This window comes from Lederbergia citrisecunda, from assembly GCF_018343695.1.
GTDB lineage: Bacteria > Bacillota > Bacilli > Bacillales > Bacillaceae_C > Lederbergia > Lederbergia citrisecunda.
On sequence record NZ_JAGYPJ010000001.1, the window covers coordinates 691,156 to 717,358 of the forward strand.

Consider the following 26,203-nt stretch of genomic DNA (forward strand, 5'->3'; position numbering starts at 1 on the left):
GAGAGCGATATAAAATGCACGTATTTTTTATTACGGGTGCCTCAAAAGGCATTGGTTTTGCACTAAGCAAGGAGTTAATGCATGAAAATAACTTACTTGTTTGTGTAGCGCGTACTAAAAATGATGAACTTTTTCAAATTGCAAAAGAAAAAAACTGTAGATTGGCCTTTCTTGAATATGATTTAGCTGAAAGTTCTGGATTAGGGGAACTAATGAAAGAAATGCTTAGTTTTATGCCTGATCATTCGGAATCAGTTACTTTAATTAATAATGCAGGAGTCATCGACCCGATTGGACGAACAGAGAGTAACCAACCTGAAGCCATCATTAAAAGCATTGCGGTGAATCTAACAGCTCCAATGGTTTTGACATCTGCTTTTATTAAACAACTTGATCAGTATCCTATTTCCAAAAAAGTCATTAATATTTCGTCTGGTGCTGGTCGTCACCCATATTCAGGCTGGAGCAGTTATTGTGCGGGTAAAGCGGGTCTTGACCACTATACGAGAGTTGTTTCCGAGGAACAAAAGCATCAACCAAACGGTGTAAAAGTCATTTCTATCGCTCCAGGAATCATTGATACAAGTATGCAGGAACGAATTCGTGAAAGTAATAAGAAGGAATTTGAACTGCTTGATCGGTTTGTGGAGTATAAAAAGCAAGGGATGCTTAGCACACCTGAACAGACTGCGAAAAAGCTTATCCAAATAATAAAAAGTGAAACCATTAACGACCTGGAGGCTGTTATAGATATAAGGGATTTTCAAATTTATTAATTGGCGGTTATCAATATGTCATGCCTGATGACGATAAAAGAATCGTTTCATATTTTGTAAGGATGACGCAAACAAGAGAAGAAGCTTTAAGTTATACGGTATTAATCTAAAAGCTCATTATCGTTTGAAAAATCTTGACTCCAATAGATTAGAAGAATTTACTGGTGAAGATTTCATGGTTAATGGGTTTACGATCTAAGCAAATGAAAAATGGGAATCTCATGTTTTATTAATCGATTCAATTAAATAGACTAGAATTGTTCAAATAACTTTTAAAACAGCCAGTGGGAAAACGTTAATTCCACTGGCATTTTCTATGATTAAGAAATTAACTAGTCTATTAATCTCCTTTAATTTTACAGGATTTAGAAAAGAAGCTGTTCAAAGTAAAGTTAGGGCCAATGATCCTGACGGTGTCTATACATCCAGTGGATGGTCACGATGAAGCGTTCAATGTGTCCTTGACCGCACAAAAAATGAGTGCCAGGTAACGATGGAGCATCCAATGTGCCCTTCACCACTAAAAAAATAAGTGCAAAGTAAAGATGAACAGCTTTTCATCTTCCACTCGCATGTAAAGGACTGATTTAATAAATCAATACTTCCTATCATAATTAGCCAAAGCCAATAATGGAAAAATATATCGATAGCTATGATAACGAATGTAAAATCCTCCACCCATTCCTTGACCGACAGGATAATCTGTAGTCCAGTCGTCCTTATCAATGGCTTCCATTAAATATGAAATCCCAGATTGAATTTCTGGAGTAGGTTGATCGTGAACTGCAATTAATGTATCAATTGCCCACGCCGTCTGTGTGATATTACTTGCACCTAGAGGGGTGTACGTACGGTTTGTATCACTTTTACACGATTCGCCCCAGCCGCCGTCTTTATTCTGTATGTGCTTCAACCATTTTATTGCTTTTTGAATTTTGGCGTCAGTTGGATCTCCTCCCGATGCCATTAACCCAGTAATCGCCGCCCATGTTCCATATATATAACATATTCCCCAACGTCCATACCATGACCCATCTTTTACTTGATGGTCCATTATCCATTCTTTCCCTCTATCCATCATTTTTGTATTTTTAGGCAAGTTCGTATAGAAGCCAAGAAACTCAAGGGTTCTGCCCGTTAAATCAGCACTACTCGGATCTGTCAATAAAAACCTTCCACCTTCAATGGGCAGCAAATTTAATATTTTTTTATCTACATTTCTTTCAAACGCTGGCCAACCACCGTCTGAATTTTGCATAGAGGTTACCCAATACACACCTTTATCCCACGATTCTCGATATCGTGCATCTTGTTGCACAAGTGGGGAAATGGCTCTTAATGATGCTGTTGTATCATCGACGTCGGGTTCTATCGTATTGATATCTGAAAATCCCCATCCGCCTGGAGGAATCCCGGGATTATGAATTGCCCAGTCCGCGTACTTATCTTGTTGTCTGCTAAGTAAATATTCGTTTGCTTGTGAAATCATCCGATCATCAACTGAAACACCGGCCTTTTGAAGTGTAAAGCTAATTAAGGAAGTATTCCACACATTAGCGGTTGTATATTGCATATGCGTATGTCCGTCAATTTTACTTTTCATTGCCTTTAAGCCTTTGACAGCTTTAACGATAAGCGGATCTTTCCGTGAATGTCCTAATGACATTAAGGCAAAAATCATTAAAAATGTAGCGCTGAAATAATTATATAGAGTCCCATCTGGTTCTATACGATTAAGCATATATTGTTTTGCCTGTTGCATAGCGAGCGAGTGTATATGCTGTGGCAAGCCTATAATGCTTTTTACCCCTTGCTCAATTGATGATAATATACCTCTGGATTCACGAGTTTCTGTCCATTTAAAAAAATCATCTGATCTGGAAATATATAAATCTGATAAATCTGGGCTCCTTTTTGTTTTTTTACTAAACTTATTATCGCCTAAAATCATTAGCGGTGCTAAATTAACCCTTCCAAACGAAGAGATATCAAAAAAATTAATTGGAAAGGATGTAGGTAATAGAATAAACTCTACTGGTATTGGGAAGTGGGTCTTTTGCAGAGTTTGTCCGGTTAATGCAAGCATAACTTTCGTAAACATATGGGCTTTTTCAATGCCACCATGAGCCAGTATATATTCTTTGGCTTTACGAAGCTGTTCGTCTTTTTTTGTATAATAGCCTGAATAAAGAAGTGCATAGTAGGATTCTACCGTTGAGGTTACATTTCCTTCATCTTCATCATAAAACAACTTCCATGAACCGTTTTTTTCCTGTTTACTCAAAATCCGCTTCGTCAAATCCATTATCAACTCTTCATCATTTATTCCCAAAGTTCTTAATAAAATAATCATGTAAGCATCTGTAGATATCCCTGTATCAAACGCGTAACCCCAAGAACCATCACCCAATTGGTCATTTTGCAATGTATGGATCAAACTTTTTATATGTTCTTTTACATGATGCTTTTCCACCATAACAACTCCCTTATAGGTCTATATCCATAACATATTCCATAAAAAAATAAAGGATTCTCTATGGGGTGATCCATCATTTTTTTAAATAAAAAGTTAAAGGAAAGGCGAAAACTCCCAGAAAAATTAGTATATATGAAGTCGGAATTACTAAAAAAGCAAAGAAAGATTCCAGTAAACGAAATGTTTTTGACTTCGGAAGAAAAGCAAATCCTTCAAAATATTCGTTTGCAAACTGCTCGCTGGAATATAAATAACGTGACTAGGACAAAAGCATATCTTGATTTTTTTTGTAGTTATTCTGATATCCAGTGGGCATTTCTAGGACATATGGTTTCAAGGAATGGCGGCTGGAATATGACTGATTTAAAAGGGGATCTTATTTCCAAACTCATGAATGACGAAACTAAAAATGTGTTTTTTTCTTTTTTAGAACGTGGAAATTGGCTTATTTTTCAAGATGCTTTTCCGCAATTTTTATTGTATGCGGAATGCGTTCGAAGAAATAAAAATTTATTTTATCTACTTCCATATTTAAACGTATCGCTATTTATGCAAGTCATATGGGAGTATTATTGGCGCTTTCGGGATCGCTATGTTCTAGCAATCGCTCAGGTAATTAATGAACAAAGTTATTTGGAGCACCGAATTATTCATAGTCCAAAATATAAAGATAAAGTGCTGAATTCTTTCCAGTTTGTTTTACAAGATTTTTTATCGGTTAATCATATTTTATTTCCTTTTTATAATGGAAATAAAATAACTCTTTTAGGGCAGACTCTCCAACAATTTGATTCATTGCATGAACGGATTATGCTTGGAAAAAGATTGTATCGAATCCTTTTTCATCATAGTGATCAGTATGAGAAGTTTTATCATTGGGCCACTTCCAACCCTCATACAGGATCACGCAAGGATTATTGGAAAAATGTTTTTAATGACGTTAATGAGGGCGTTCCTGGTAAATATTCGCGGCGGCTTAAAGAATGTCAGGTGAAAAAAGGGGAACCGAAACTGTATAGTCCAATTCTAAGAATAGCGTGGGAGAATGTAAAGCACCCTGAAGCTGAATTGGGTGATTGGTATAATCATTGGGATGTAATTAATTATTTACTTGAAGATGATCAAGATATCAACGGCCAAATTGAAGGTGACTATTGTGAAGCATTGGAGAAACTCGAACTTGCTGCGATGGCGAAAAATATTATTTTTAAATAGATATTTTCCATATATAGTTACAATGTTTTTTGCTGCCGTACTTGGGAGTTTATTAGATTTATATTTTGTGAAAAATGGGTTATATGAATTTCCGCTACGCCTATTTCCTCATCTCTTTTCCATAAATATTATCTTTACTTTATGTGCTCTCCCATTACTGACATTGTTTCACTTAATAATAATGAAAAAAATAAACACTCTTGAAAGATGGTTAGTCATTTTGATTATTAGTTTTTTAGCGCCTTTAGGTGAAATGATATCGGAAAGGTGTAGTTTATTTATTCATAGTGAAAGATGGAATCATAGTTACTCATTTATAGGATATTTTATTTACCTCATCATTGCATGGAATTTGTTCCAGTGGTTAAGTGAAAAAAGTCTTCATATAAAATGAAACTACATTGCTATACTTAAAGAAATGACTTATTTTTATAATAATAGAAAATGTCATTTTTTGGAGTGAATGAATATGAGGGCAGTTCATTTCGGTGGAGGGAACATCGGAAGGGGATTTATTGGTAGTTTATTATTTCAATCGGGTTTTGAAACATGCTTCATAGATGTGAATAGTGAGATTGTTGATCAGCTTAATGATAGAAAGCAATATATCGTTAAGCTCGCAAATCGAACCCAAGATGAATTGATCATACAAAATGTACATGCAATAAACAGTTCTTATCATAGGGATGAGGTTATCGAAGCGATTGTCAATGCAGATCTAGTGACAACGGCAGTCGGTCCTACTATTTTACCCCATATTGCAGGTCTTCTTGCAGAGGGGGTAAAAAAACGTATTAATACAACAGGAAAACCACTGAACGTCATCGCCTGTGAAAATATGATTGGTGGGAGTACATTTTTAAAAGAAAAGGTATACGAAAATTTGGAAGAAAATGAACAAAAAGATTTTTCAAAGTTTGTTGGATTTCTCGATGCTGCCGTTGACCGAATCGTACCGAATCAAGTAAACGAAGATCCATTAACTGTAACGGTAGAACCATTTTATGAATGGATTGTGGATGAAACAAATATTGTAGGGGATATGCCATTTGTAAAAGGTATTATTTTTGTTGATGAATTGAAACCTTTTATTGAACGAAAATTGTTTACTGTAAATACAGGACATGCAGTTGCGGGATATTTTGGTTATATAGCTGGTGTACAATCAATTTTCGAAGCGCTTAACAATGAATATATCAAAATTTTAGTAGAACAAACATTATCAGAAACCGGTGAATTATTGATTGCAAAATATGGTTTTGATAAAAATTTGCACGATGACTATGTTCAAAAAATAATCGATCGCTTTGCTAACCCTTTCATACACGATGATGTAATTAGAGTGGGACGATCTCCTATTAGAAAACTGGGAGCTCATGATCGTCTTATCAATCCAGCAAGTCAATATACGGTACGGTTTGGAAAAACCCCTACGTATTTAACAAAAGGTATAGCAGCAGCATTTCATTTTGATTATAAAGATGACTTTGATGCTAGACAAATTCAACAATTGATTAAACAAGCAGGAATTGAAAAGGCAATCGAAAGATACACTCAATTAAAACAAGAATCTATTTTATCCAAAGCGATTTCAAATCAATATCATAATCTACGAATCAATAGGATAAAATAACTATGAATAATTATACAAAAAACATAAATAAAAATATAAAAAGAGGTTGTAAAATAATTAATTACAAGCTATTATACTTATATTGAATACATTACAAGGGGTTGGCAGAATGAAAATCTCATTCAAAAAATCGTTATTTGCGCTTGCTGCTAGTTCTGCATTACTATTAGCTGCGTGTGGCACATCGCAAAACGATTCAAATAAAAATGGAAGTAATGATAATCAAAAGAAAGTTTTACATGTAGGTACCGAAGCAACTTTTCCTCCATTCGAGTTAGTTGATAAAGGAGAACTCACTGGATTTGATGTTGAGTTATTAAAAGCTCTCGGTGAAGAAGCAGGATATGGTATCGATATTAAAAATACTGGCTGGGATTCTATGCTTGCTGGACTTGATAGCAAGGATTTAGACATCGGTATGTCAGGAATCACGATTAAAAAAGATCGTTTAGATTCGTATGATTTTTCCATTCCATATTATGAATCTGAAGGTTTCTTAATATTATTTAAAGATAATGTTGATATTAAGAATGCGGAAGATTTAAAAAATCTTAAAGTCGGTGTTCAGAACGGAACAACTGGTGCAGAAGCAGCAGAATCCGTTGTAGGTAAAAATGCTAAAAACATTTCCAAATACGAATCATCTGGCTTAATGTTTCAAGCTTTGCTAAGTGGTAGTGTTGACGCAGCGGTAACGGATAAGCCAGTTGCTGAGGAGTATATTAAACAAAACCCTGATAGCAACATCCAATCAGTGGAAGATAAAGAACGCTTTAAGCCGGAATACTATGGTATTGCTTTCCAAAAAGGAAGCCCATATAAAGAAGATTTTGATAAAGCTTTAATCACATTATTTGATAATGGAAAGTATACTGAGATCTATAAGAAATGGTTTAATGAAGATCCAGATCTTGAGTCTTTAAAAAATGCAAAATCATATATTGAGTCTTTAAAATAAGCAGGGAATCATATTACCAATTGATTTAACAGAAATTAGATTTTATTATTAAATTAGTGGCTGTCCTTAGGCTATTTGCCAAGTAGACAGCCGCTTTTCATGAGATGACATATTTATCTGAAAAATGTTTCAAAAAGAACTTTTAGGTGAGAGGAGGAGCTATCGGATGGGTAATTTTCGATTTGATATTATTATTGACTATTTGCCATTATTTATTAAAGGCACGTTATTGACACTCGGATTTACAATTGCCGGAATTTCATTAGGTCTTATTTTAGGTTTAGGTATCGGTTTAGGGAAAATGTCTAATAAATCATTCATTCGTCTCCCTTTTGTATGGTATATTAACTTTTTCAGAGGGACACCATTCCTCGTTCAAATTCTCTTAATGCACTTTGCGATTGTTCCACTATTTATGTCTCCTGCCAATCCAATCGTTTCGGCCATTATCGCCTTAGCATTAAATTCAGCAGCGTACATTTCTGAAATTTTTCGTGCTGGGATTCAGTCAATTGATAGAGGACAGACGGAAGCAGCTCGTTCCCTTGGGATGACTCATACTCAAGCAATGAGGCATGTTATCCTACCACAGGCAATTAAACGGATGATTCCACCACTTGGTAATGAATTTATTACATTATTAAAAGAAACCTCACTAGCGGCGATTATTGCTGCACCTGAATTAATGTACTGGGGCCGAGTTGCCGGTTCACAATACATGAGAGTGTGGGAGCCTTACATTTTTGTTTCGATTATTTACTTAGTGTTGACGTTATCACTTACTTATCTAATGGATTATATTGAAAGGAGACTGAAGACTGAATGATCTCCGTTAAACATTTAAAAAAATCTTTTGGAAATAATGAGGTTTTGAAAGATATTTCGCTTGAAGTTAAACCACAAGAAGTACTCGTCGTTATTGGTCCTTCAGGATCTGGGAAATCTACCTTTATTCGTTGCTTGAATTTGCTTGAATCTGTTTCTGGTGGACAAGTAGTTGTAACTGGAAAGGATTTAACTGATAAGAAGACAGATATAAATGAAATTCGAAAAAATGTTGGAATGGTTTTTCAGCATTTTAACTTATTTCCTCATAAAACGATTCTTCAAAACATTACACTTGCTCCGACTAATGTAAAAGGGGTCTCGAAAGAAGAAGCCGAAAAAAAAGCAAAAGAACTTTTAGCAAAGGTTGGCTTGTCCGAAAAAGCGGATGCCTATCCTGATTCACTTTCAGGTGGACAAAAACAACGTGTGGCAATTGCTAGAGCCTTGGCTATGGAGCCGAAAATTATGTTGTTTGATGAACCAACTTCTGCCCTGGATCCTGAGATGGTAGGGGAAGTACTGGAAGTAATGAAGCAGCTAGCAAGAGAAGGAATGACTATGATCGTCGTTACTCATGAAATGGGCTTTGCCCGTGAAGTAGGAGATCGTGTCATTTTCATGGATAATGGATATATTGTGGAAGAAAACATTCCAAATGAGCTTTTCTCAAATCCACAACATGAACGAACTAAATCGTTTTTAAGTAAAGTGCTCTAAGATCTGAAGGCGCCTTTTTCATAGGCGTCTTTTTGTCATAATATTTTAGCAGGAATCTAGCAAAAAATGTCGAACTAGAATAACATACGTTTGTAAAATGGAAGAAGAGATAATCGGGATGACGCATTTACTTTTTATATTTATTGATATCATATTGCCAATTTTTATATTAATTGCTATTGGAATCATCATGCAAAGGATTTTCCAGCTGGACTTATATACACTTGCAAAAATAAACATTTACTTTTTAAGTCCGGCACTTATTTTTATTAAACTATATGAAAGCTCTTTCTCTCTATCATTATTTTTAACTGTAATATTGTTCAGTTTTGGATTCGTTGTGATATTGTATGTAATAAGTATGGCGACCGCAAAGCTGTGTAAATTAAATGATAGGATGAAGCTTTCTTTTTCAAATAGTGTGATGTTTTATAATTCCGGAAACTATGGAATACCTGTCAACGATTTGGTTTTTAGACAGGATCCTTTTGCAATGTCAATCCAAATAGCCGTCATGGCTTTTCAAAATACGCTGACTTTTTCATATGGAGTCGTTGCGCTTAAATCAGTACATGGTGGAAAATTAAAGGCTGTGTTAGGATATTTTAAAATGCCTTTGTTTTACGCTATGTTTATAGGAATTTTATTTAATGTGCTACATATTCCTATGCCAAATTTCATCCTTACGCCAATTTCATATATTTCAAATGCTTTAATTGCCATGGCTTTGTTGACGGTAGGAGCACAAATTGCTCACATTAATATTACCTTTACATATATTCCACTGTATTTAACTATTTTCTATCGTTTACTAGTTGGTCCGGTAATCGCTTTAGTCGGATTACTTATGCTTGGAATGGATGGGATCATAGCTCAAGCATTGCTTATTTCTACTGCAATGCCTACTTCCGTAAACAGTGCAATCATTGCTCAGGAATATAATAATGAACCTGAATTTGCTTCTCAAGCAGTGATTGCAACTACATTATTCAGCTCCTTTACGTTAACATTAGTAATATTTGTTGCCATGCATATTTTCTAAATTACACCAAGAAAGAAGTGATCGATGTGAAAAAACCTCTTAAAGAAATACTTTCGGAAATGACTACATCTGAAAAAGTGAAATATATTTGGGAGTATTATAAATTTTATATTATTGGAGCTGTTGCACTAGTTGTTTTAATTTTCTCCATGGTGCATAGCATCGTGAACAAAAAAGAAGTTGTGTTAAACGGGGTAGTCATGTCGGGATTGTATGACCCTGAGTATATGGATCAATTAGAGAATAAGTTGTATGAAGAATTTTTGACAAAGGAAGAAAGAGATAAATCAAATATTGTGATTCAAACAATCAATTCTTCTACTGATCAATTAGATATGAAGATGGGAGCAGACATGCAAAAAATGGCTGCAGAGCTTTCTGCCGGATATATTGATTTCTTTATTGTCGACAAAGATTTTTATGATAATATGAATGATCAAAATCAATTAATGTCTTTTCAAAAAACAAGCGGAATAACGGATTGGCCGATTCCAAACGAACATCTGCATTTTTCTAAAGAAGATAAGGATGATATCACTGGAATTGATATATCTACAATAGGCTTATTAAGTGGCATGGTGAAAGATGGGGATAAAATCATTTGTGTACCAGCTAACGCAAAGAACACTAAATATATTTCTCGTTTTCTTCAATATTTAAATAAAAATATATAGAGAGGAATGAGGTATAGAATGCGAGTTTTAGTTACTGGGGCAAATAGGGGGCTTGGACTAGCTCTTTGTAAGGCAGCCGTTGAAAGAGGGCATACGATTTTAGCATGTGCACGGAACGGAGAGCAACCGTCTGGAAGCTTAAAGGATCTTGTGGAGGAATATCCAAATCATATTTTTCCACTGGCACTTGACGTAACCGATGAAAAATCGGTAGCGGCGGCAGCAGCAAAAGTAAAGGAAAAATGGGGATCCATTGATGCCATTATTAACAATGCTGGCGTTTTGTACGAAAGGGACGTAAAAATTGAGGAGTTGGATTTTTCTTTACTGGAACTGACGATGAATGTAAATTTGTATGGCCCGATGTGCGTCATCAAACATTTTTTACCATCACTTTATAATGGAACTGATCAAACAATCATCAACATTTCATCTGATGCAGGAAGCATTACTACTGCATATGGCGGAGATTATCCGTATGCCATTTCTAAAACAGCTCTCAACATGTTCACAAAACAGATTAAGCATTATGTATCTGACAAAAATATTAATGTTTATGCTGTACATCCAGGCTGGATTAAAACAGATATGGGCGGGGAAAAGGCTCCAGGTTCTCCTGAAGAAACAGCTAATAATTTATTGGATATTTTAGAAAAGAAAAAAATAATAAAAGAAGACTTATTTTTTATAAAACATAATGGCGAATCTATGAAATTATAAGAAAAAATCTATCCCGCTTATTCATAAGTTGGGATAGATTTTTCTAATGACCTTTTCAGAAAATGTTCTACTGAGAAAGCAGCTACTCCTAATGCTGTTGCAGGAAATGCCGGATCGGAAAACAGTACTTTTACTTCAGATTGATGCGACGTCATCGCACGGTTTTTAACATAATCTTGTACCGTTTTTTCCATCCAAGGTTTGGCACCTGATAAACGATTACCGACAATTATTTTTTGTGGATTTAGAGCATGTACTATATTCACAATCCCCATTCCAAGGTGAACGGCTGTTTCTTTTAATATTGCGATTGCTTGCTCATTCTCGTTTTCTGCAAGTTCAATGATTTGTTCAATATTTGCATTATCATCTGTGACCAATTGAAGCTCCAGTGCTTTTTGAATAACGTATTGTTCAGAAGCATAAAGCTCCCAGCAACCGGTATTCCCACAACGACATGTTTCTCCGTACATATTAATTGTTATATGACCAAACTCACCTGAGAAACCTGAAGATCCTCTATATAACTTTTCATTAATGATGATTCCCGTTCCAATTCCAATTCCTGTACTAATATAGACAAGATTATCTATATTCTTCCCAAGACCAAACATTTTTTCTCCGTAGGCACCAGCATTTGCTTCGTTTTCGATTACGACAGGAATTTGGAATGCCTCTTCAATTACTTCTTTGATAGAAGAGTTTTTCCAGCCTAAATTGGGGGCTAGTACTACTGAACTGTTATTATCAACAATTCCTGGAGCTCCTATTCCAATCCCGACAATGCCATATGGTGTATTAGGAGCTTTAGACATTAATTCCTGGATATCATTATGAATTTGCTTCAATGTTTGCTCGAAAGAAGTTGGGATGAACGTATGTCTCTTTTTTTCAATGATATTTCCTTGCAGGTCGGTTAAAATTCCTAATATATAATTGACTCCTAAGTCGATGCCAATTGTGCATCCAGCGTGTTCGTTAAATACTAGCATGACGGGGCGTCTACCGCCGCTAGAAACTCCTGGACCTGTTTCGAGGATTAGTTGTTCGTCAATCAATTCTGCAACCAATGTGGAAACAGTACCTTTATTCAATCCAGACTTAAGCGCAATGTCTGCACGTGAAATGGGCGCGTATTGAATAATTAATTGAAGCACAATCGTTTTATTCTCTTTTTTTATCAATTGTTGATTCCAAGTAGGATTCATACAGTCGTTCTCCTTTAAGACGTTCAAACTAAAATATATTTTATCACAAATACTTTGTTTAATGAATAGACAAAGAAGAAAAGAAGATGTTATACTATTGGCAAGCAAGTAGTGGCGGATAGAAATACATAATAGTAAATGTAAACGCCATCATTAAAAAATATATGGAGGAGATAATTATGGCATACTTTGATGAAATCAACCAAATTCAGTATGAGGGATCTACATCTAAAAATCCTTTTGCCTTTAAGTATTACAATCCTGAAGAAAAGATCAATGGAAAGACAATGGAGGAAATACTCCGCTTTTCCGTTGCATATTGGCATACATTCACAGCAGATGGAACGGATCCATTTGGTGTTGGAACTGCCATTCGTCCGTGGGACCATCTCAAAGGGCTTGATCTAGCTAAGGCGCGTGTAGAAGCTGCTTTCGAATTATTTGAAAAATTAAATGTCCCTTTCTTCTGTTTTCATGATTCTGATATTGCACCTGAAGCAGACACATTAAAGGAAACATATGAACATCTTGATGTGATTACGGCAATGATTAAAGATTACATGAAAGATAGCAAAGTAAAATTACTTTGGAACACAGCGAACATGTTTACACATCCAAGATATGTACATGGAGCTGCAACTTCCAGTAATGCAGATGTTTTCGCTTTCGCAGCTGCAAAAGTGAAGAAAGGTTTAGAAATCGGAAAAGAGCTTGGAGCTGAAAACTATGTATTCTGGGGCGGGCGTGAAGGATATGAAACGCTTCTTAATACAGATATGAAGCTAGAACTTGATAACTTGGCCCGTTTCTTCCATATGGCTGTTGATTATGCAAAGGAAATTGGTTTTGATGGACAGTTCTTAATTGAGCCTAAGCCAAAAGAACCGACAAAGCATCAATATGACTTTGATGTCGCAACTGGACATGCGTTCCTACAAAACTATGGTTTGGAAAAATACTTCAAATTTAATGTTGAAGCAAATCATGCTACTCTTGCTGGACATACATTTGAACATGAATTACGAGTTGCACGTATTAATGGCATGCTCGGTTCTGTTGATGCCAACCAAGGTGACACATTAATTGGATGGGATACAGATGAATTCCCTACTGACTTGTATTCTACAACTCTAGCAATGTATGAAATATTACTAAATGGCGGATTAGGAAAAGGTGGACTTAACTTCGACGCTAAAGTTCGCAGAGGTTCCTTTGAACCAGAAGACTTATTCCACGCACATATTGCAGGAATGGATAGCTTTGCGATTGGGTTAAAAGTTGCCGCTAAACTTTTAGAAGATCGTGTATTGGAAGATTTCGTCGCAGATCGTTACAGCAGCTACACTGAAGGAATTGGATTGGATATTGTGGAAGGAAGAGCAGATTTCCATAAGCTTGAAGAGTACGCACTTCAATTAGGTAATATTCAAAACCGTTCAGGAAGACAAGAAAGATTAAAAGCAATTGTCAATCAATACTTGCTTGAAACGCTTTCTGGGAAATAAGTGATTACGCGTGCTGGAGTTGAAAAATTCCAGCACTTTCTATATGAGAGGGTGAGATCTGTGAAGTATGTGATTGGTGTTGATTTAGGAACGAGCGCGGTAAAAATATTGCTTATGAACCAGTACGGTGAAGTATGCCATGAAGTATCGAAGTCATATCCGTTAATTCAAGAGAAATCAGGCTATAGCGAACAAGATCCTGAACAATGGGTTGAAAAAACAATTGTGGGCTTAAAAAAAATGGTTGATCAATTTAAGGGGAGTATTCAAGATATTGATGGGATTAGCTTTTCCGGACAAATGCATGGACTCGTGTTATTGGACAGTAACCACAATGTTCTGAGAAACGCAATTCTTTGGAATGACACAAGAACAACGGAGCAATGTAGAAAGATTGAGGAAATTGTAGGTGTAGAAAGGCTTCTTGCTGTAACGAAAAATCCTGCACTTGAGGGATTTACGTTGCCAAAGATTTTATGGGTAAAAGAACACGAGTCAACTATATTTGAAAAGGCAACTGTATTCCTTCTTCCAAAAGATTATTTGCGCTATCGACTAACAGGACTTATCCATAGTGAATTTTCGGATGCAGCTGGAACATTGCTTTTAGATGTAGGGGAGAAGAAATGGAGCGAAGAAATTTGTGAGCTGTTAGGAATTGATATATCCCTTTGTCCACCGCTTGTATCATCACATGAACAAACTGGCACAATTACAAGTGAAGTGGCTGAAAAAACAGGCTTATCACCTGACGTAAAAGTGTTTGCTGGTGGTGCGGATAATGCATGTGGAGCTATTGGCTCAGGCATTTTATCTGATGGAAAAACGTTATGCAGTATTGGAACGTCTGGAGTCGTTTTATCGTATGAACAAAGAAATGACCTTGATTTCGGTGGAAAGGTTCATTATTTTAACCATGGCGAAGAAAATGCTTATTACACGATGGGAGTAACACTTGCTGCTGGATACAGCTTAAGTTGGTTTAAAGATGTGTTCGCAAAAGACATTGATTTTGAAGAACTCCTAGACGGTATAGATGAAGTCCCGATTGGTGCAAATGGTTTACTTTTTACACCTTATATTGCCGGGGAAAGAACACCGCATGCAGATTCAGTTATTAGAGGAAGCTTTATCGGCATGGATGCATCTCACGAAAGAAGGGATTTTGTTAGAGCCGTCCTCGAAGGGATTACATTTTCATTAAATGAATCAATTGAGATATTTAGAGAGAACGGGAAAATGATAGAAACTGTTATTTCGATAGGTGGTGGAGCAAAAAATAATGCTTGGCTGCAAATGCAGGCTGATATTTTCAATGTGAACATCATGAAGCTAGTGAGTGAGCAAGGGCCAGGGATGGGAGCCGCTATGCTTGCTGCCTATGGCTGTGGTTGGTTTTCCACACTTAAAGAGTGCTCTGACAAATTTGTTCAAGTAAACGAAACATTTACACCGAACGAGGAAAATGTAGCATCTTATAAGAAATTGTTTAACTTATATAAAAATGTTTACTCAAGTACAAAAGCATTAAATGAAGGATTGCAGGAATTTAGAAAATAATAAAATGACCGTCAAAGTTGGCGGTCATTTTATGTTCGCTTCAAGCTGGATGTCTACATTTCCTTTTAAAGCTCTAGAAATCATACAGCTTTTTTCTGCTTTTTCCGCAAGTTTTTGAGCAAGATCAATCCGTTCTCCCTCAGCTAAAATTACGGTTGGTCGGTGGATAATGGTTTTATATGTAATAACCCCTTTTTCAACTTCGACAATACCTTCCGATTCCATTGAAAGTTTAGAAACTGAAATAGCTGCGCGCTCCAACATCGCTGCAAGTGTAATGATATAACATGTAGCCGCAGCACCTAAGAGCATTTCATCAGGGTTTGTACCCACTCCTGGTCCATCCATTTCAGGTGGAATAGATACTTTTGTTTTAAGATTCCCTGCATCAATGGTTCCGACACTATTACGTCCACCAGGCCAATCTGCTTTTAATAAAAATGAATGTAAAGCCACTTTAAAATCCTCCGTTTCATGAAACTCGTGTTATGATTATAACATCTAAGATCTTACTACATAAAGGAGTATGAATGATGAGTGAATATCCTCAAGTAAAACATACTGTACAGTTAATTAAGGAATTAGTTTCGATTCCGAGCCCATCTGGTAATACACGAAAAGTGATTGATTTTTGCGAAGAGTATTTATCAGGCCTCAATCTTGAGATGAAAAGAAATCGAAAAGGTGGCTTGCTTATCACTGTTCCAGGAAAAAATACAGATCAACATAGAATGTTGACGGCACATGTCGATACACTTGGAGCGATGGTAAAAGAAATTAAATCAAATGGAAGGTTAAAGCTTGCGATGATTGGCGGATTTCGCTGGAATTCAGTCGAAGGTGAGTATTGCGAAATTGAAACGGACTCGGGAAAAACATATACAGGAACAATATTGATGAAACAAACCTCTGTTCATGTATATAAAGACGCTGGGGAAGCAAAAAGAAATGAGCAAAATATTGAAGTAAGAATTGATGAAATAACTAATAGTGAAGAGGAAACAAGAAAACTTGGGATTAATGTTGGCGATTTCGTTTCATTTGATCCGCGTGTGCAAGTAACTGCAAGTGGTTTTATCAAATCAAGACATTTGGATGATAAAGCGAGCACGGCTATTTTACTGCAGTTAATTAAACATATTCATACCGAAAAGATTGAATTGCCTTATACTACTCATTTCTTAATTTCAAATAACGAGGAAATTGGATATGGTGGAAATGCTAATATCTCTCCGGAAACTGTAGAATATCTAGCGGTAGATATGGGAGCACTTGGTGAAGGGCAAGCATCAGATGAATACACGGTTTCCATTTGCGCAAAGGATTCTAGTGGTCCATATCATTACGGTTTAAGGAAGCATCTCGTTCAATTAGCGAAGGATCATAATATTGAATATAAAGTAGATATATATCCATATTACGGTTCTGATGCGTCTGCAGCGATAAATGCGGGGCATGATATCGTTCATGGTCTAGTCGGCCCTGGGATCGAATCGTCCCATGCATTCGAAAGGACCCATGAATCTTCACTTATTAATACGGAAAAGCTTTTATTAGCTTATGTACAATCGCCGATTGTTAACATTTAATTTGAAGTGAAAGTCTTTAATAAATAATGAAAAATTAATCAATGTCCGGACTCGTGCAAACTATATGCAACGACTGTCCGGACAAATGCATTTATTAATATGTTCGCAATTTATTCAATTTTCTTGATTTAGACCAATTTACGAGGAACATTCATATGTTAAGAAGGTGAAATAAAGTACTATGGCTAATAAAACGAATTTCTCAGAAGATGAATTAAAGCAAATTCTTTCAAGTTATGACTTAGGAAACTACAAAGACTCTACGCCTTTTACAAGTGGAACCGTTCAAACAAATATTAAAGTAAAAACAACTAAAGGTCAGTTTGTTTTTAGATATTATGAAAACCGTTCTGTACAATCAGCTTTATTCGAAACGAACTTTCTTGCCTATTTAAAAGATCATGATTTTCCCTGCCCAAAACCATTCTTAAATCAGTATGGAGAGTTTGTGGGAATTTATAAGCAGAAGCCATATGTTCTTTTTGAATATATGGAAGGAGAACATATTACTAATCCTAGTGAAAACCAAAAAACGCAACTGATTAAATTGGCAGCCGAGTTACATAATATTAGTAAAAATTATATTCCATTGTATAAAGAAGATCGATTGAATTATAGTGTTGTAACATGTAGAAAACTAGCAGAACAACAGGCAAAACAATTATGTACAAATAATGCGAAAGAAAAATTAAGATGGCTTGAAAAAGAATTAGAAAGCCTGGTTCTACCAGAATCATTACCTAAAGGGATTTGTCATTCTGACTTTCATTTTTCCAATATTCTTTATAAAGACGGTACATGTAAGGCGCTAATAGATTTTGACGATGCGAACTATACATACTTATTATTTGATCTTATCGTCCTCATTGAATATGGCGCTTGGCAACATGATGTGGACGAATACCTTAATGTAAAAGAAGCGAAGAAAATAATATCAGAATATATGAAGTATAGGCCATTAAGCGATATGGAAAAAAAGCATTTATTTGATATTTATAAATTGAGTATATTGATTGATTGTGTTAGGTATTTTGATAGAGGAGAAGTAGAAAATTTTTACGAAAGAAGAAAAATAGAATATCTAAATCATATAGGAAGAATGAAGTTTTTCGAAAACCTTTTCAGATAAAGCTGCTACTGCAGCAGTTTATGATTTTTTTTGAACTAACCGTTGATATTCATTCTTGCAAGGAATATGATAGAAAAAGACTGAACAACGGAAGGAATTATGTGTATGGCAAAAACATTAAAAGCAGAAGTAGAATCGAGAAGAACTTTTGCGATTATCTCTCACCCAGATGCCGGAAAAACAACAATGACGGAGAAGCTTCTCTATTTTGGTGGAGCGATTCGTGATGCTGGTACTGTAAAAGGTAAAAAAACAGGAAAATATGCAACATCCGACTGGATGGAGATTGAGAAACAAAGAGGGATCTCAGTTACTTCGTCTGTTATGCAGTTTGATTATGAGGGTTTCAGAATTAATATATTGGATACTCCTGGACACCAAGATTTCAGTGAAGATACGTATCGAACACTTATGGCAGTAGATAGTGCAGTCATGATTATCGACTCTGCAAAAGGGATTGAGGAACAAACATTAAAATTATTTAAAGTATGTAGAATGCGGGGAATCCCGATTTTTACATTTATTAATAAATTGGATCGACAAGGACGGACTCCACTCGAGTTACTTGCAGAATTGGAGGAAGTGCTAGGAATCGAATCGTATCCAATGAATTGGCCCATTGGAATGGGGAAAGAGTTTTATGGCATTTATGATCGCTATAACAGCAGAATAGAACAATTCAGAGTCGATGAGGATCAAAGATTTTTGGAATTGGATGAGGATGGCGAAATACTTGGAGATCATCCTTTAAAAGAATCGGACTTATATACTCAAGCTTTGGAAGAGATCATGTTATTGGAAGAAGCCGGAAACGAGTTCTCAGTAGAAAAAATAAATAACGGAACATTGTCTCCTGTATTTTTCGGTAGTGCCTTAACTAATTTTGGCGTCCAAACATTTTTAGAAACCTATTTGAAATTTGCTCCGTCTCCTCAACCAAGGATGACAAATGAAGGGGAAATTGATCCATCTTCCGAAGGTTTTTCAGGTTTTATTTTTAAAATTCAAGCGAATATGAACCCTGCTCACCGTGATCGCATAGCTTTTGTCAGAATATGTTCTGGTCAATTTGAACGTGGCATGAATGTGGCTCTCACACGAACTGGAAAACAAATCAAGCTTTCCCAGTCAACACAGTTCCTTGCTGATGATAGAAGCACTGTCAACGCAGCAGTCAGCGGCGATATCATTGGGCTATATGATACCGGGACGTATCAAATCGGCGATACGATTTATGAAGGTAAGCAAAATATTCAATACGAGAAGTTACCTCAATTTACACCGGAATTATTTGTAAGAGTCACTGCAAAAAATGTAATGAAACAAAAAAGCTTCCATAAAGGTGTTGAGCAGCTAGTACAAGAAGGTGCTATCCAGCTTTATAAAACATACAGAATGGAAGATTATATTCTCGGTGCTGTAGGACAACTTCAATTTGAGGTTTTTGAACACAGAATGAAAAATGAATATAATTCCGATGTCATTATGGAATCAATCGGATCAAAAATCGCAAGATGGATTGAAAACGACAAAATAGATGAATCACTTTCAAGTCAAAGAAGTCTACTCGTTAAAGATCGATTTGATAAACCTTTATTCCTATTTGAAAATGATTTTGCTTTGCGTTGGTTCCAAGATAAGAACCCTGATATTAAATTGTACAATCCGATGGATGAACATGATTGAGTTATAAAAAGTAGTGTCTTTGTGAAAACAAGACACTACCTTTTTGTGTGCCAGGCATGTTCATCAACTAGACGGTGAAAGTCCGTTATGGGCGTAGGGATATGCGAACCATTAGTCGAAGGCAAGGGTGTCCACGGCGACGTGGAATCTGAAGGAAGCTCTAGGCAAATCCTCGGTCTGAGGTATACGAATCACATTCGAGGTTATTATTTCAGGATGAGTCTGCAAAACAAGATAAAGTCCAAAATATCCCCAGATGAAATAATAATAAATGTGGCAGATATATGAGGAGAAAGTTGATGTACTTACCCTGGGAGATCTCTTAGTACCTCGTACAAGAGAACCTATTCAGCGATGAATAGTTGAACTAAGAGAAGTCAGCAGATGTCGTAGTACCAACACATAGAGTTGGGAAGGACGGAACGAAAGGAGAGACTATGTTAGGGTCATTTACGAGATAACCATGACACAGCCAACCTCTAGGACTATTGAGAGGCAGAATGTTCGGAAAACAGGAGCACCCTCAATAGAGTGGAGTTATCCTCGTACAACCCCCATAACATAGGAACAGTATGCAATTTACTAAAACTCTGATAGAGATAATTCTAGATAGAGATAATCTAAACCAAGCCTTTGAAAGGGTTAGAAGAAACAAAGGAGCAGCAGGAGTCGATGCGAAAGATATTGAAGCTACTCGCCATTATTTAAAGGAAAATGGTGCGGAAATTATCCAATTAATTAAAGCTGGAAAATATAAACCTCAGCCTGTTAGAAGAGTTCAAATACCAAAGCCCAACGGTGGAATTCGAAACTTAGGAATTCCTACTGTAACTGACAGGGTCTTTCAACAAGCGATAGTTCAAGCTCTAACTCCAATATTCGAACCGCAGTTTAGTCAATATAGCTATGGATTTAGACCGAATAAAAGTGCTCATCAAGCCATTGAGCAAGCTAGACAATACATTGAGAATGGCTACAACTTCGTCGTAGACATAGACCTGGAGAAATTCTTTGACAGAGTCCAACATGACAAACTGATGTCCCTTGTGGCAAAGTCCATTACAGACAAGCCTGCTTTGAAACTAATTAGACGGTATCTTCAAGCAGGAGTCATGGAAAACGGAGTGGTTACAGTTAATCGAGAAGGAACACCGCAAGGTGGTCCACTAAGTCCTCTTCTAAGTAATATCATTCTTAATGAATTGGATAAAGAACTGGAGAAGCGCGGACACAGGTTTGTCAGGTACGCAGATGATTGTAATATCTACGTTAAAACTCAAAAGGCTGGAGAAAGAGTTAAGAAAGGTATTACAGAGTTCATTGAAAAGAAACTAAAGCTCAAGGTTAATGAAGAGAAAAGTGCAGTGGGAAAGCCGAGGGCACGTGTATTCTTAGGAGTGAGTTTCTACAAAATTAAGAAGCATACGAGGGTATATGTGCCTAAGAAATCAAAGAAGAGGTTTGAAGATAAGTTAAAGAGACTAACCAATCGTAATTGGGGAGTAAGTATGGAGTATCGAATTGTGCGACTTAATCAGTTAATCCAAGGATGGGGCAACTATTTTAAAATCGGCGATATAAAGAAATACGCAAAACTTTTAGATGCGCATATCCGAAGAAGATTAAGAGCATGTCGCTGGAAGGAATGGAAGAAAACTCATACAAAATACAAGAACCTTATAAAGTTAGGCATTTCAAGAAAGGAAGCTTGGAGGAATTCCAACTCAAGGAAAGGTTATTGGAGAATATCTAAATCTCCTTACCTAGATATAGCTTTAAACAAGGAATATTGGCAACAATTAGGATTGAAATCTCTATCATCAATTGTAAATTCATAAACTTTCGAACCGCCGTATACCGAACGGTACGTACGGTGGTGTGAGAGGTCGGCGCCGTGAGGCGCCTCCTACTCGATTGATTATGTAACCAAAACTTCTGTGAATAACAATCTCCCAGAGGGAGTCAGTGAATATCTTGCTAATCTCCATTTTCCTAATAAACTCAACGAGCCTACTCTTAAAGGTTATCAATCTGTGTATTGAGAGCTAAGCAACGGAAAAATCATTGATGAACAATCTCAATCCGTGTATTGAGACCTTGAGCAATGAAAAAATCATTGATGAACATCCTCAATCCGTGTATTGAGTACTTGAGTAATGTAAAAATCATTGATGAACGGCCTCAATCCTTGTATTGAGACCTTGAGCGATGTAAAAATCATTGATGAACGGCCTCAATCCTTGTATTGAGACCTTGAGTAATGTAAAAATCATTGATGAACAACCTCAATCCGTATATTGAGACCTTGAGTAATGTAAAAATCATTGATGAACAACCTCAATCCGTATATTGAGACCTTGAGTAATGTAAAAATCATTGATGAACGACCTCAATCCTTGTATTGAGACCTTGAGCAATGTAAAAATCAACGATGTACGACCTCAATCCGTGTATTGGGACCTTGAGCAATGTAAAAATTATTGATGAACAACCTCAATCCTTGTATTGAGACCTTGAGCAATGTAAAAATTAAAGATGAACGACCTCAATCCGTGTATTGGGACCTTGAGCAATGTAAAAATTATTGATCAACAACCTCAAACTTTTTGTTAAGACCTTAAACACTGCAAATATCAATGACGAACAATCTCAATCCGTGTATTGAGACCTTAAGCAATGTAAAAATCATTGATGAACAACCTCAATCCATGTATTGAGCCCTTGAACAATGTAAAAATCATTGATGAACAACCTCAATCCAGACATTGAGACCTTGAGCAATGTAAAAATTCACCTATGAACGAACTCAATCTGTTTTTTGAAACCTTAGCAATGCAAAAGCCATCGTGGAACAAATTGTTCAATTGTTATCTCCATAATACTCACCTGTAGCTTTTTCATTTTTTCGGACATACTACCATAAAGGGAGGAATGTTTATGGCTAGAAGAAATAGGACACTTGTTCCTGGGGCAAGAGCCGCTTTAGATGATCTTAAAGCAAAAGTAATGTCTGAAAAAGGATATGATGTAAATCCAAACAACCCTAATGAAGTAAAATATGAAATCGCAAGAGAACAAGGTATTCCGTTGGAAAAAGGCTATAATGGACATTTGTCGGCGGAAGAAGCGGGTAAGGTTGGGGGTCCCATCGGAGGCAATATGGTTAAAGAGATGGTTAGACTAGCACAAGAAAAATTAAGTAACAATAGCCAAAAATAAAAAGCCGGACCATGCGCACCGGCTTTTTATAATGACAAAAATAATCCATCATTTCAATATATTTCCACTTTGTAAATTGTTATAATTGTAAGCGTTAAGGGAGTGGGAAAGGGGCATACATAATGAATTTGAGTAATTTTTCAATAAAGAGACCTGTTTTTACAATAGTAACAATGTTTCTCGTCATTATATTAGGAATCGTATCACTTTTAAAGATACCATTGAAATTAATACCTGAAATTAATCCTCCAGTAGCGGTAGTTGTTACATCTTATCAAGGAGCAAGTCCGGTTGAAGTCGTTGAAAAAATAACGAAACCATTAGAAGCCAGTCTTGCAACGTTACCTGGTATTAAAAATATACAATCTGTTTCAAGAGAAGGATCGAATTTAATCCTTTTAGAGTTCTCATGGTCCACATCCATTGATGATATCCAAAATGACGTACTTCAACGTATTGATCAGACCCCAATCCCTTCAGATGCAGGGAAACCGCGATTTTTGAAATTTGATCCTTCTCAGTTCCCAGTTATTCAACTTTCACTTAAAACTGATAAAGATGAAAAGAGTCTTAGAAATTTAACTGACAAGTTAACGACGGAATTATCAAAAGTAAAAGGAGTCGCAAGTGTAAACGTCACGGGAAAATTAATAGAAGAAATCAACGTGACAATTCATCAAGATGATTTGAAAAAATATTCATTATCACAAGCGGATGTAGTGAGTATTATTCAAGCTAACAATATCTCAACTCCTGGTGATACAGTTCTCACTGAAGGAAAAGAGCTAACGACCCGGATCATGAGTATGGTTCATTCAGCCGATGAAATTGCTAATCTTGTTATTACGGTAAACCCACTAAATGGAGAGAAAATTAGAATCAAAGATGTTGCTATGGTTAAGCAGCAGGAGCAAATCTCAGAAAGCATAACAAGGACAAATGAAAAGCCATCCGTATTGTTGAATGTACTTCAAGAGTCTGACGCTAATACGGCCGAGGTTTCAAAGGATTTTCAAAAAGAATTAAAGACTCTTTTAAAGAAGGATCAATATAAAGGAATTGAATCAGACATCCTTTTTGATCAGGGTGATTACGTAAGGATAGCGATTGGGAATATCGCGAATTCATTAATCATCGGTGGAGCATTGGCAATGCTCGTATTGTTTTTCTTTTTAAGAAACATTAAGAGTCCTCTCATTATCGGAATTGCCATCCCTTATTCTGTCATCGTGACATTTGTATTAATGTTTTTTGCAGATTTTGCATTAAATATTATGACATTGGGAGCACTTGCTCTTGGCATAGGAATGCTTGTAGATAATGCTATCGTCGTAATTGAAAATATTTATCGACATTTATCTATGGGTAAAGAGCCAAAACAAGCGGCATTGGAAGGGGCAAAGGAAGTTGCTGGTGCCATTACAGCTTCCACTCTTACAACAGTTGCTGTATTCTTACCTGTTGTTTTCATCAGTGGTCTACTAGGTCAATTATTCAAGGAATTTGCTTTTACGATTTCTTTTAGCTTATTTGCTTCATTATTTGTAGCTTTGACTGTTATTCCAATGTTAGCGAGTAGATTCTTAAAAAAGCGACATGGTGACTATGAAGCGATACGTCGTAGATCGAAACCAATGAATATGCTCGACCAATCCATTCGTTGGTCATTGCGACATCGATTTTTTGTATTATTTATCGCAATCGTATTATTTGTAGGTGGATTATTCGGAATGACTACAGTTGGTATGCAATTTCTCCCGCCAACAGATGAAGGTTTTTTCAGTGTAAACGTTAAGCTTGAAAATGGCGCAGCATTATCCGAAACCGAAAAATTTATTAGCATAATAGAAAACGAGTTAAAAAAAGAAAAAGATGTTGATGTTTATGTCAGCTTAATTGGGTCCACACAAGAGTCTACTTTTCAAGGTGGAGGATCGGCTAATAGTGCCGAAGTATATGTAAAATTAATACCTCTTGCAGATCGAAATAGATCCTTATTTGAAATTGTGGATGATATTAAGCCAAAGATTGAAAAAGAAGTAGGGAAAGTAAATAAAGAAGCTAACATCCGTTTTAATGTACAAGCTGCATCAGGTATGGCACCACAAACGTTGACATTTAATGTAACAGACACGAATAAAAAGAGATTGGAAGATAGTACAGATAAAATTTTCAATGCATTAAAAGATTTGGAAAATGTATCGGATCTATCAACAACAATCGCAAATACAGTGGAAGAAGTACACATATCGATAGACCGTGACAAGGCGTTTGAAGCAGGACTCACTCCTGTCCAAATCGCAATGATATTCAATGACGCCACTCGAGGAGTCCAAGCTTCGCAAATCATAACGGAAGATAAGGAAGTGTACGGGATTTTCGTGGAATATGAAGAAAGCATTACGAGGGATGTTGATAATTTAAAATCCTTATTAATTAGAAGACCTGACGGATCTTATGGCAATTTAGGGGACTTCGCAAAGATTGAAATAGGAACAGGCCCAGTGGAAATTCAACGTATTAACCAACTAGATTCAGTAGAATTTACATTAAAATACAGTACAGAAACAAACTTAGGAACAATGTCAAAAGAAGTTGAGTCGGAAATTGCATCTTTACACCTTCCTAGTGATACGGAGATCACATATAGCGGTGAAAAGGAACTGCTTGAGGACTCAATCGATGATATGATTATGGCATTCATTTTAGCCATTATTCTTATTTATATCGTCATGGCAGCTCAATTTGAATCATTTAAATATCCTTTTGTTATTATGTTTACTGTGCCACTCATGGTTATTGGTGTCGCCATTGCCCTAGTTACTGCACACATGCCGATTAGCGTACCTGCTTTTATCGGAATCATTATTTTAGCTGGAATTGTTGTAAATAATGCGATTGTCATTGTTGACTATATTAATCAACGCAAGCAAGCAGGATTATCTAGTTATGACTCACTTGTGGAATCAGTAAAAGACCGCGCTCGTCCAATTTTGATGACTGCCTTAACAACGATTCTCGGTTTAGTACCACTTGCATTGGGGATAGGGGAAGGGACAGAAATGAACCAACCAATGGGGGTAACTGTTATTGGTGGATTAATAAGTAGTACCTTTTTAACGTTATTTGTCATCCCGGTTGTTTATAGCTTATTTGATCCTGAAACAAGGAGAATGAATCGGAAAAGAATAAGATGGAAGAAAGAACATAGTTAAGTTAACAGTGAAAATAATTATAGGTGTGAATTTGCCAAAAAGAGATGTTTAAA

General features: G+C 36.2%; 22 protein-coding genes. 19 read left to right on the forward strand and 3 right to left on the reverse strand.

Going from position 1 to position 26,203, the window contains the following annotated elements; genetic code table 11:
- Positions 1–14: 14 nt before the first annotated feature.
- Both KHA93_RS03520 and KHA93_RS23470 read left to right on the forward strand, forming a co-directional pair.
- Positions 15–776 carry a (S)-benzoin forming benzil reductase gene (locus KHA93_RS03520; RefSeq protein WP_213109452.1) on the forward strand — a complete coding sequence of 254 codons (762 nt, stop codon included), beginning with the start codon at positions 15–17 and terminating at the stop codon, positions 774–776.
- A gap of 316 nt (positions 777–1,092) precedes the next feature.
- Positions 1,093–1,221 (forward strand): hypothetical protein, encoded by a 129-nt coding sequence (locus tag KHA93_RS23470; RefSeq protein ID WP_267916888.1) that lies wholly within the window; start codon positions 1,093–1,095, stop codon positions 1,219–1,221.
- A 150-nt stretch (positions 1,222–1,371) separates the two neighbouring features.
- On the opposite strand, the gene shc is transcribed toward KHA93_RS23470, so the two are convergent.
- Positions 1,372–3,252 carry a squalene--hopene cyclase gene (shc, locus tag KHA93_RS03525; protein WP_213109453.1) on the reverse strand — a complete coding sequence of 627 codons (1,881 nt, stop codon included), beginning with the start codon at positions 3,250–3,252 and terminating at the stop codon, positions 1,372–1,374.
- 132 nt (positions 3,253–3,384) lie between these two features.
- Here shc and KHA93_RS03530 point away from each other — a divergent pair, with 132 nt between their 5' ends.
- The 9 genes from KHA93_RS03530 to KHA93_RS03565 all read left to right on the forward strand — a co-directional run bounded on the left by KHA93_RS03530 (position 3,385) and on the right by KHA93_RS03565 (position 11,039).
- Positions 3,385–4,467 carry a DUF2515 family protein gene (locus tag KHA93_RS03530; RefSeq protein ID WP_213109454.1) on the forward strand — a complete coding sequence of 361 codons (1,083 nt, stop codon included), beginning with the start codon at positions 3,385–3,387 and terminating at the stop codon, positions 4,465–4,467.
- On the forward strand, positions 4,370–4,861 hold the full coding sequence (locus KHA93_RS23800) for a CBO0543 family protein (protein ID WP_432806301.1): 492 nt from the start codon (positions 4,370–4,372) through the stop codon (positions 4,859–4,861). Before KHA93_RS03530 ends, KHA93_RS23800 begins: the two co-directional genes overlap by 98 nt.
- A gap of 75 nt (positions 4,862–4,936) precedes the next feature.
- Complete coding sequence (locus KHA93_RS03535; RefSeq protein WP_213109455.1) at positions 4,937–6,100, forward strand: mannitol-1-phosphate 5-dehydrogenase; 1,164 nt, start codon at positions 4,937–4,939, stop codon at positions 6,098–6,100.
- Positions 6,101–6,209: 109 nt separating this feature from the next.
- Positions 6,210–7,058: a basic amino acid ABC transporter substrate-binding protein gene (locus KHA93_RS03540; RefSeq protein WP_213109456.1), complete on the forward strand. Its 849-nt coding sequence runs from the start codon at positions 6,210–6,212 to the stop codon at positions 7,056–7,058.
- A gap of 166 nt (positions 7,059–7,224) precedes the next feature.
- The gene (locus KHA93_RS03545; protein ID WP_213109457.1) at positions 7,225–7,884 is read left to right on the forward strand and encodes an amino acid ABC transporter permease; all 660 of its coding nucleotides are present in this window, start codon (positions 7,225–7,227) and stop codon (positions 7,882–7,884) included.
- Positions 7,881–8,603: an amino acid ABC transporter ATP-binding protein gene (locus tag KHA93_RS03550; RefSeq protein ID WP_213109458.1), complete on the forward strand. Its 723-nt coding sequence runs from the start codon at positions 7,881–7,883 to the stop codon at positions 8,601–8,603. Before KHA93_RS03545 ends, KHA93_RS03550 begins: the two co-directional genes overlap by 4 nt.
- Positions 8,604–8,700: 97 nt before the next feature.
- A complete protein-coding gene (locus tag KHA93_RS03555) occupies positions 8,701–9,645 on the forward strand; it encodes an AEC family transporter (protein ID WP_233711034.1) in 945 nt (314 codons plus the stop codon).
- A gap of 59 nt (positions 9,646–9,704) precedes the next feature.
- Positions 9,705–10,319: a hypothetical protein gene (locus KHA93_RS03560; RefSeq protein ID WP_213109459.1), complete on the forward strand. Its 615-nt coding sequence runs from the start codon at positions 9,705–9,707 to the stop codon at positions 10,317–10,319.
- An 18-nt stretch (positions 10,320–10,337) separates the two neighbouring features.
- Positions 10,338–11,039, forward strand: a complete 702-nt coding sequence (locus tag KHA93_RS03565) for an SDR family oxidoreductase (protein ID WP_213109460.1) — start codon at positions 10,338–10,340, stop codon at positions 11,037–11,039.
- A 17-nt stretch (positions 11,040–11,056) separates the two neighbouring features.
- Here KHA93_RS03565 and KHA93_RS03570 read toward each other — a convergent pair whose 3' ends face one another.
- Positions 11,057–12,247 (reverse strand): ROK family transcriptional regulator, encoded by a 1,191-nt coding sequence (locus tag KHA93_RS03570; protein WP_213109461.1) that lies wholly within the window; start codon positions 12,245–12,247, stop codon positions 11,057–11,059.
- 179 nt (positions 12,248–12,426) lie between these two features.
- Here KHA93_RS03570 and xylA point away from each other — a divergent pair, with 179 nt between their 5' ends.
- The gene (xylA, locus tag KHA93_RS03575) at positions 12,427–13,752 is read left to right on the forward strand and encodes a xylose isomerase (protein WP_213109462.1); all 1,326 of its coding nucleotides are present in this window, start codon (positions 12,427–12,429) and stop codon (positions 13,750–13,752) included.
- Positions 13,753–13,812: 60 nt separating this feature from the next.
- Positions 13,813–15,312 (forward strand): xylulokinase, encoded by a 1,500-nt coding sequence (gene xylB / locus KHA93_RS03580; RefSeq protein ID WP_213109463.1) that lies wholly within the window; start codon positions 13,813–13,815, stop codon positions 15,310–15,312.
- A 24-nt stretch (positions 15,313–15,336) separates the two neighbouring features.
- Here the strand turns inward: xylB and KHA93_RS03585 are convergent, their stop codons facing one another.
- Complete coding sequence (locus KHA93_RS03585) at positions 15,337–15,768, reverse strand: OsmC family protein (protein WP_213109464.1); 432 nt, start codon at positions 15,766–15,768, stop codon at positions 15,337–15,339.
- Between the two features lie 77 nt (positions 15,769–15,845).
- On the opposite strand from KHA93_RS03585, the gene KHA93_RS03590 reads away from it, so the two are divergent.
- The 6 genes from KHA93_RS03590 to KHA93_RS03615 all read left to right on the forward strand — a co-directional run bounded on the left by KHA93_RS03590 (position 15,846) and on the right by KHA93_RS03615 (position 26,150).
- Positions 15,846–16,901: a M42 family metallopeptidase gene (locus KHA93_RS03590; RefSeq protein WP_213109465.1), complete on the forward strand. Its 1,056-nt coding sequence runs from the start codon at positions 15,846–15,848 to the stop codon at positions 16,899–16,901.
- A gap of 181 nt (positions 16,902–17,082) precedes the next feature.
- Positions 17,083–18,030 (forward strand): homoserine kinase, encoded by a 948-nt coding sequence (locus tag KHA93_RS03595; RefSeq protein WP_213109466.1) that lies wholly within the window; start codon positions 17,083–17,085, stop codon positions 18,028–18,030.
- Positions 18,031–18,135: 105 nt separating this feature from the next.
- Positions 18,136–19,716, forward strand: a complete 1,581-nt coding sequence (locus KHA93_RS03600) for a peptide chain release factor 3 (protein ID WP_213109467.1) — start codon at positions 18,136–18,138, stop codon at positions 19,714–19,716.
- A gap of 572 nt (positions 19,717–20,288) precedes the next feature.
- A complete protein-coding gene (gene ltrA / locus KHA93_RS03605; RefSeq protein WP_213109101.1) occupies positions 20,289–21,554 on the forward strand; it encodes a group II intron reverse transcriptase/maturase in 1,266 nt (421 codons plus the stop codon).
- A 1,099-nt stretch (positions 21,555–22,653) separates the two neighbouring features.
- Positions 22,654–22,935, forward strand: coding sequence for an alpha/beta-type small acid-soluble spore protein (locus KHA93_RS03610; RefSeq protein ID WP_213109468.1), 282 nt, complete (start codon positions 22,654–22,656; stop codon positions 22,933–22,935).
- 122 nt (positions 22,936–23,057) lie between these two features.
- The gene (locus KHA93_RS03615; protein WP_213109469.1) at positions 23,058–26,150 is read left to right on the forward strand and encodes an efflux RND transporter permease subunit; all 3,093 of its coding nucleotides are present in this window, start codon (positions 23,058–23,060) and stop codon (positions 26,148–26,150) included.
- Positions 26,151–26,203: the final 53 nt, after the last annotated feature.

Coding starts and splice junctions, on each gene's coding strand:
- KHA93_RS03520 (WP_213109452.1), top strand. CDS start 15: ATGCACGTATTTTTTATTACGGGTGCCTCAAAAGGCATTGGTTTTGCA.
- KHA93_RS23470 (WP_267916888.1), top strand. CDS start 1,093: ATGATTAAGAAATTAACTAGTCTATTAATCTCCTTTAATTTTACAGGA.
- shc (WP_213109453.1), bottom strand. CDS start 3,252: ATGGTGGAAAAGCATCATGTAAAAGAACATATAAAAAGTTTGATCCAT.
- KHA93_RS03530 (WP_213109454.1), top strand. CDS start 3,385: ATGAAGTCGGAATTACTAAAAAAGCAAAGAAAGATTCCAGTAAACGAA.
- KHA93_RS23800 (WP_432806301.1), top strand. CDS start 4,370: ATGATCAAGATATCAACGGCCAAATTGAAGGTGACTATTGTGAAGCAT.
- KHA93_RS03535 (WP_213109455.1), top strand. CDS start 4,937: ATGAGGGCAGTTCATTTCGGTGGAGGGAACATCGGAAGGGGATTTATT.
- KHA93_RS03540 (WP_213109456.1), top strand. CDS start 6,210: ATGAAAATCTCATTCAAAAAATCGTTATTTGCGCTTGCTGCTAGTTCT.
- KHA93_RS03545 (WP_213109457.1), top strand. CDS start 7,225: ATGGGTAATTTTCGATTTGATATTATTATTGACTATTTGCCATTATTT.
- KHA93_RS03550 (WP_213109458.1), top strand. CDS start 7,881: ATGATCTCCGTTAAACATTTAAAAAAATCTTTTGGAAATAATGAGGTT.
- KHA93_RS03555 (WP_233711034.1), top strand. CDS start 8,701: ATGGAAGAAGAGATAATCGGGATGACGCATTTACTTTTTATATTTATT.
- KHA93_RS03560 (WP_213109459.1), top strand. CDS start 9,705: ATGACTACATCTGAAAAAGTGAAATATATTTGGGAGTATTATAAATTT.
- KHA93_RS03565 (WP_213109460.1), top strand. CDS start 10,338: ATGCGAGTTTTAGTTACTGGGGCAAATAGGGGGCTTGGACTAGCTCTT.
- KHA93_RS03570 (WP_213109461.1), bottom strand. CDS start 12,247: ATGAATCCTACTTGGAATCAACAATTGATAAAAAAAGAGAATAAAACG.
- xylA (WP_213109462.1), top strand. CDS start 12,427: ATGGCATACTTTGATGAAATCAACCAAATTCAGTATGAGGGATCTACA.
- KHA93_RS03590 (WP_213109465.1), top strand. CDS start 15,846: ATGAGTGAATATCCTCAAGTAAAACATACTGTACAGTTAATTAAGGAA.
- KHA93_RS03595 (WP_213109466.1), top strand. CDS start 17,083: ATGGCTAATAAAACGAATTTCTCAGAAGATGAATTAAAGCAAATTCTT.
- KHA93_RS03600 (WP_213109467.1), top strand. CDS start 18,136: ATGGCAAAAACATTAAAAGCAGAAGTAGAATCGAGAAGAACTTTTGCG.
- ltrA (WP_213109101.1), top strand. CDS start 20,289: ATGCAATTTACTAAAACTCTGATAGAGATAATTCTAGATAGAGATAAT.
- KHA93_RS03610 (WP_213109468.1), top strand. CDS start 22,654: ATGGCTAGAAGAAATAGGACACTTGTTCCTGGGGCAAGAGCCGCTTTA.
- KHA93_RS03615 (WP_213109469.1), top strand. CDS start 23,058: ATGAATTTGAGTAATTTTTCAATAAAGAGACCTGTTTTTACAATAGTA.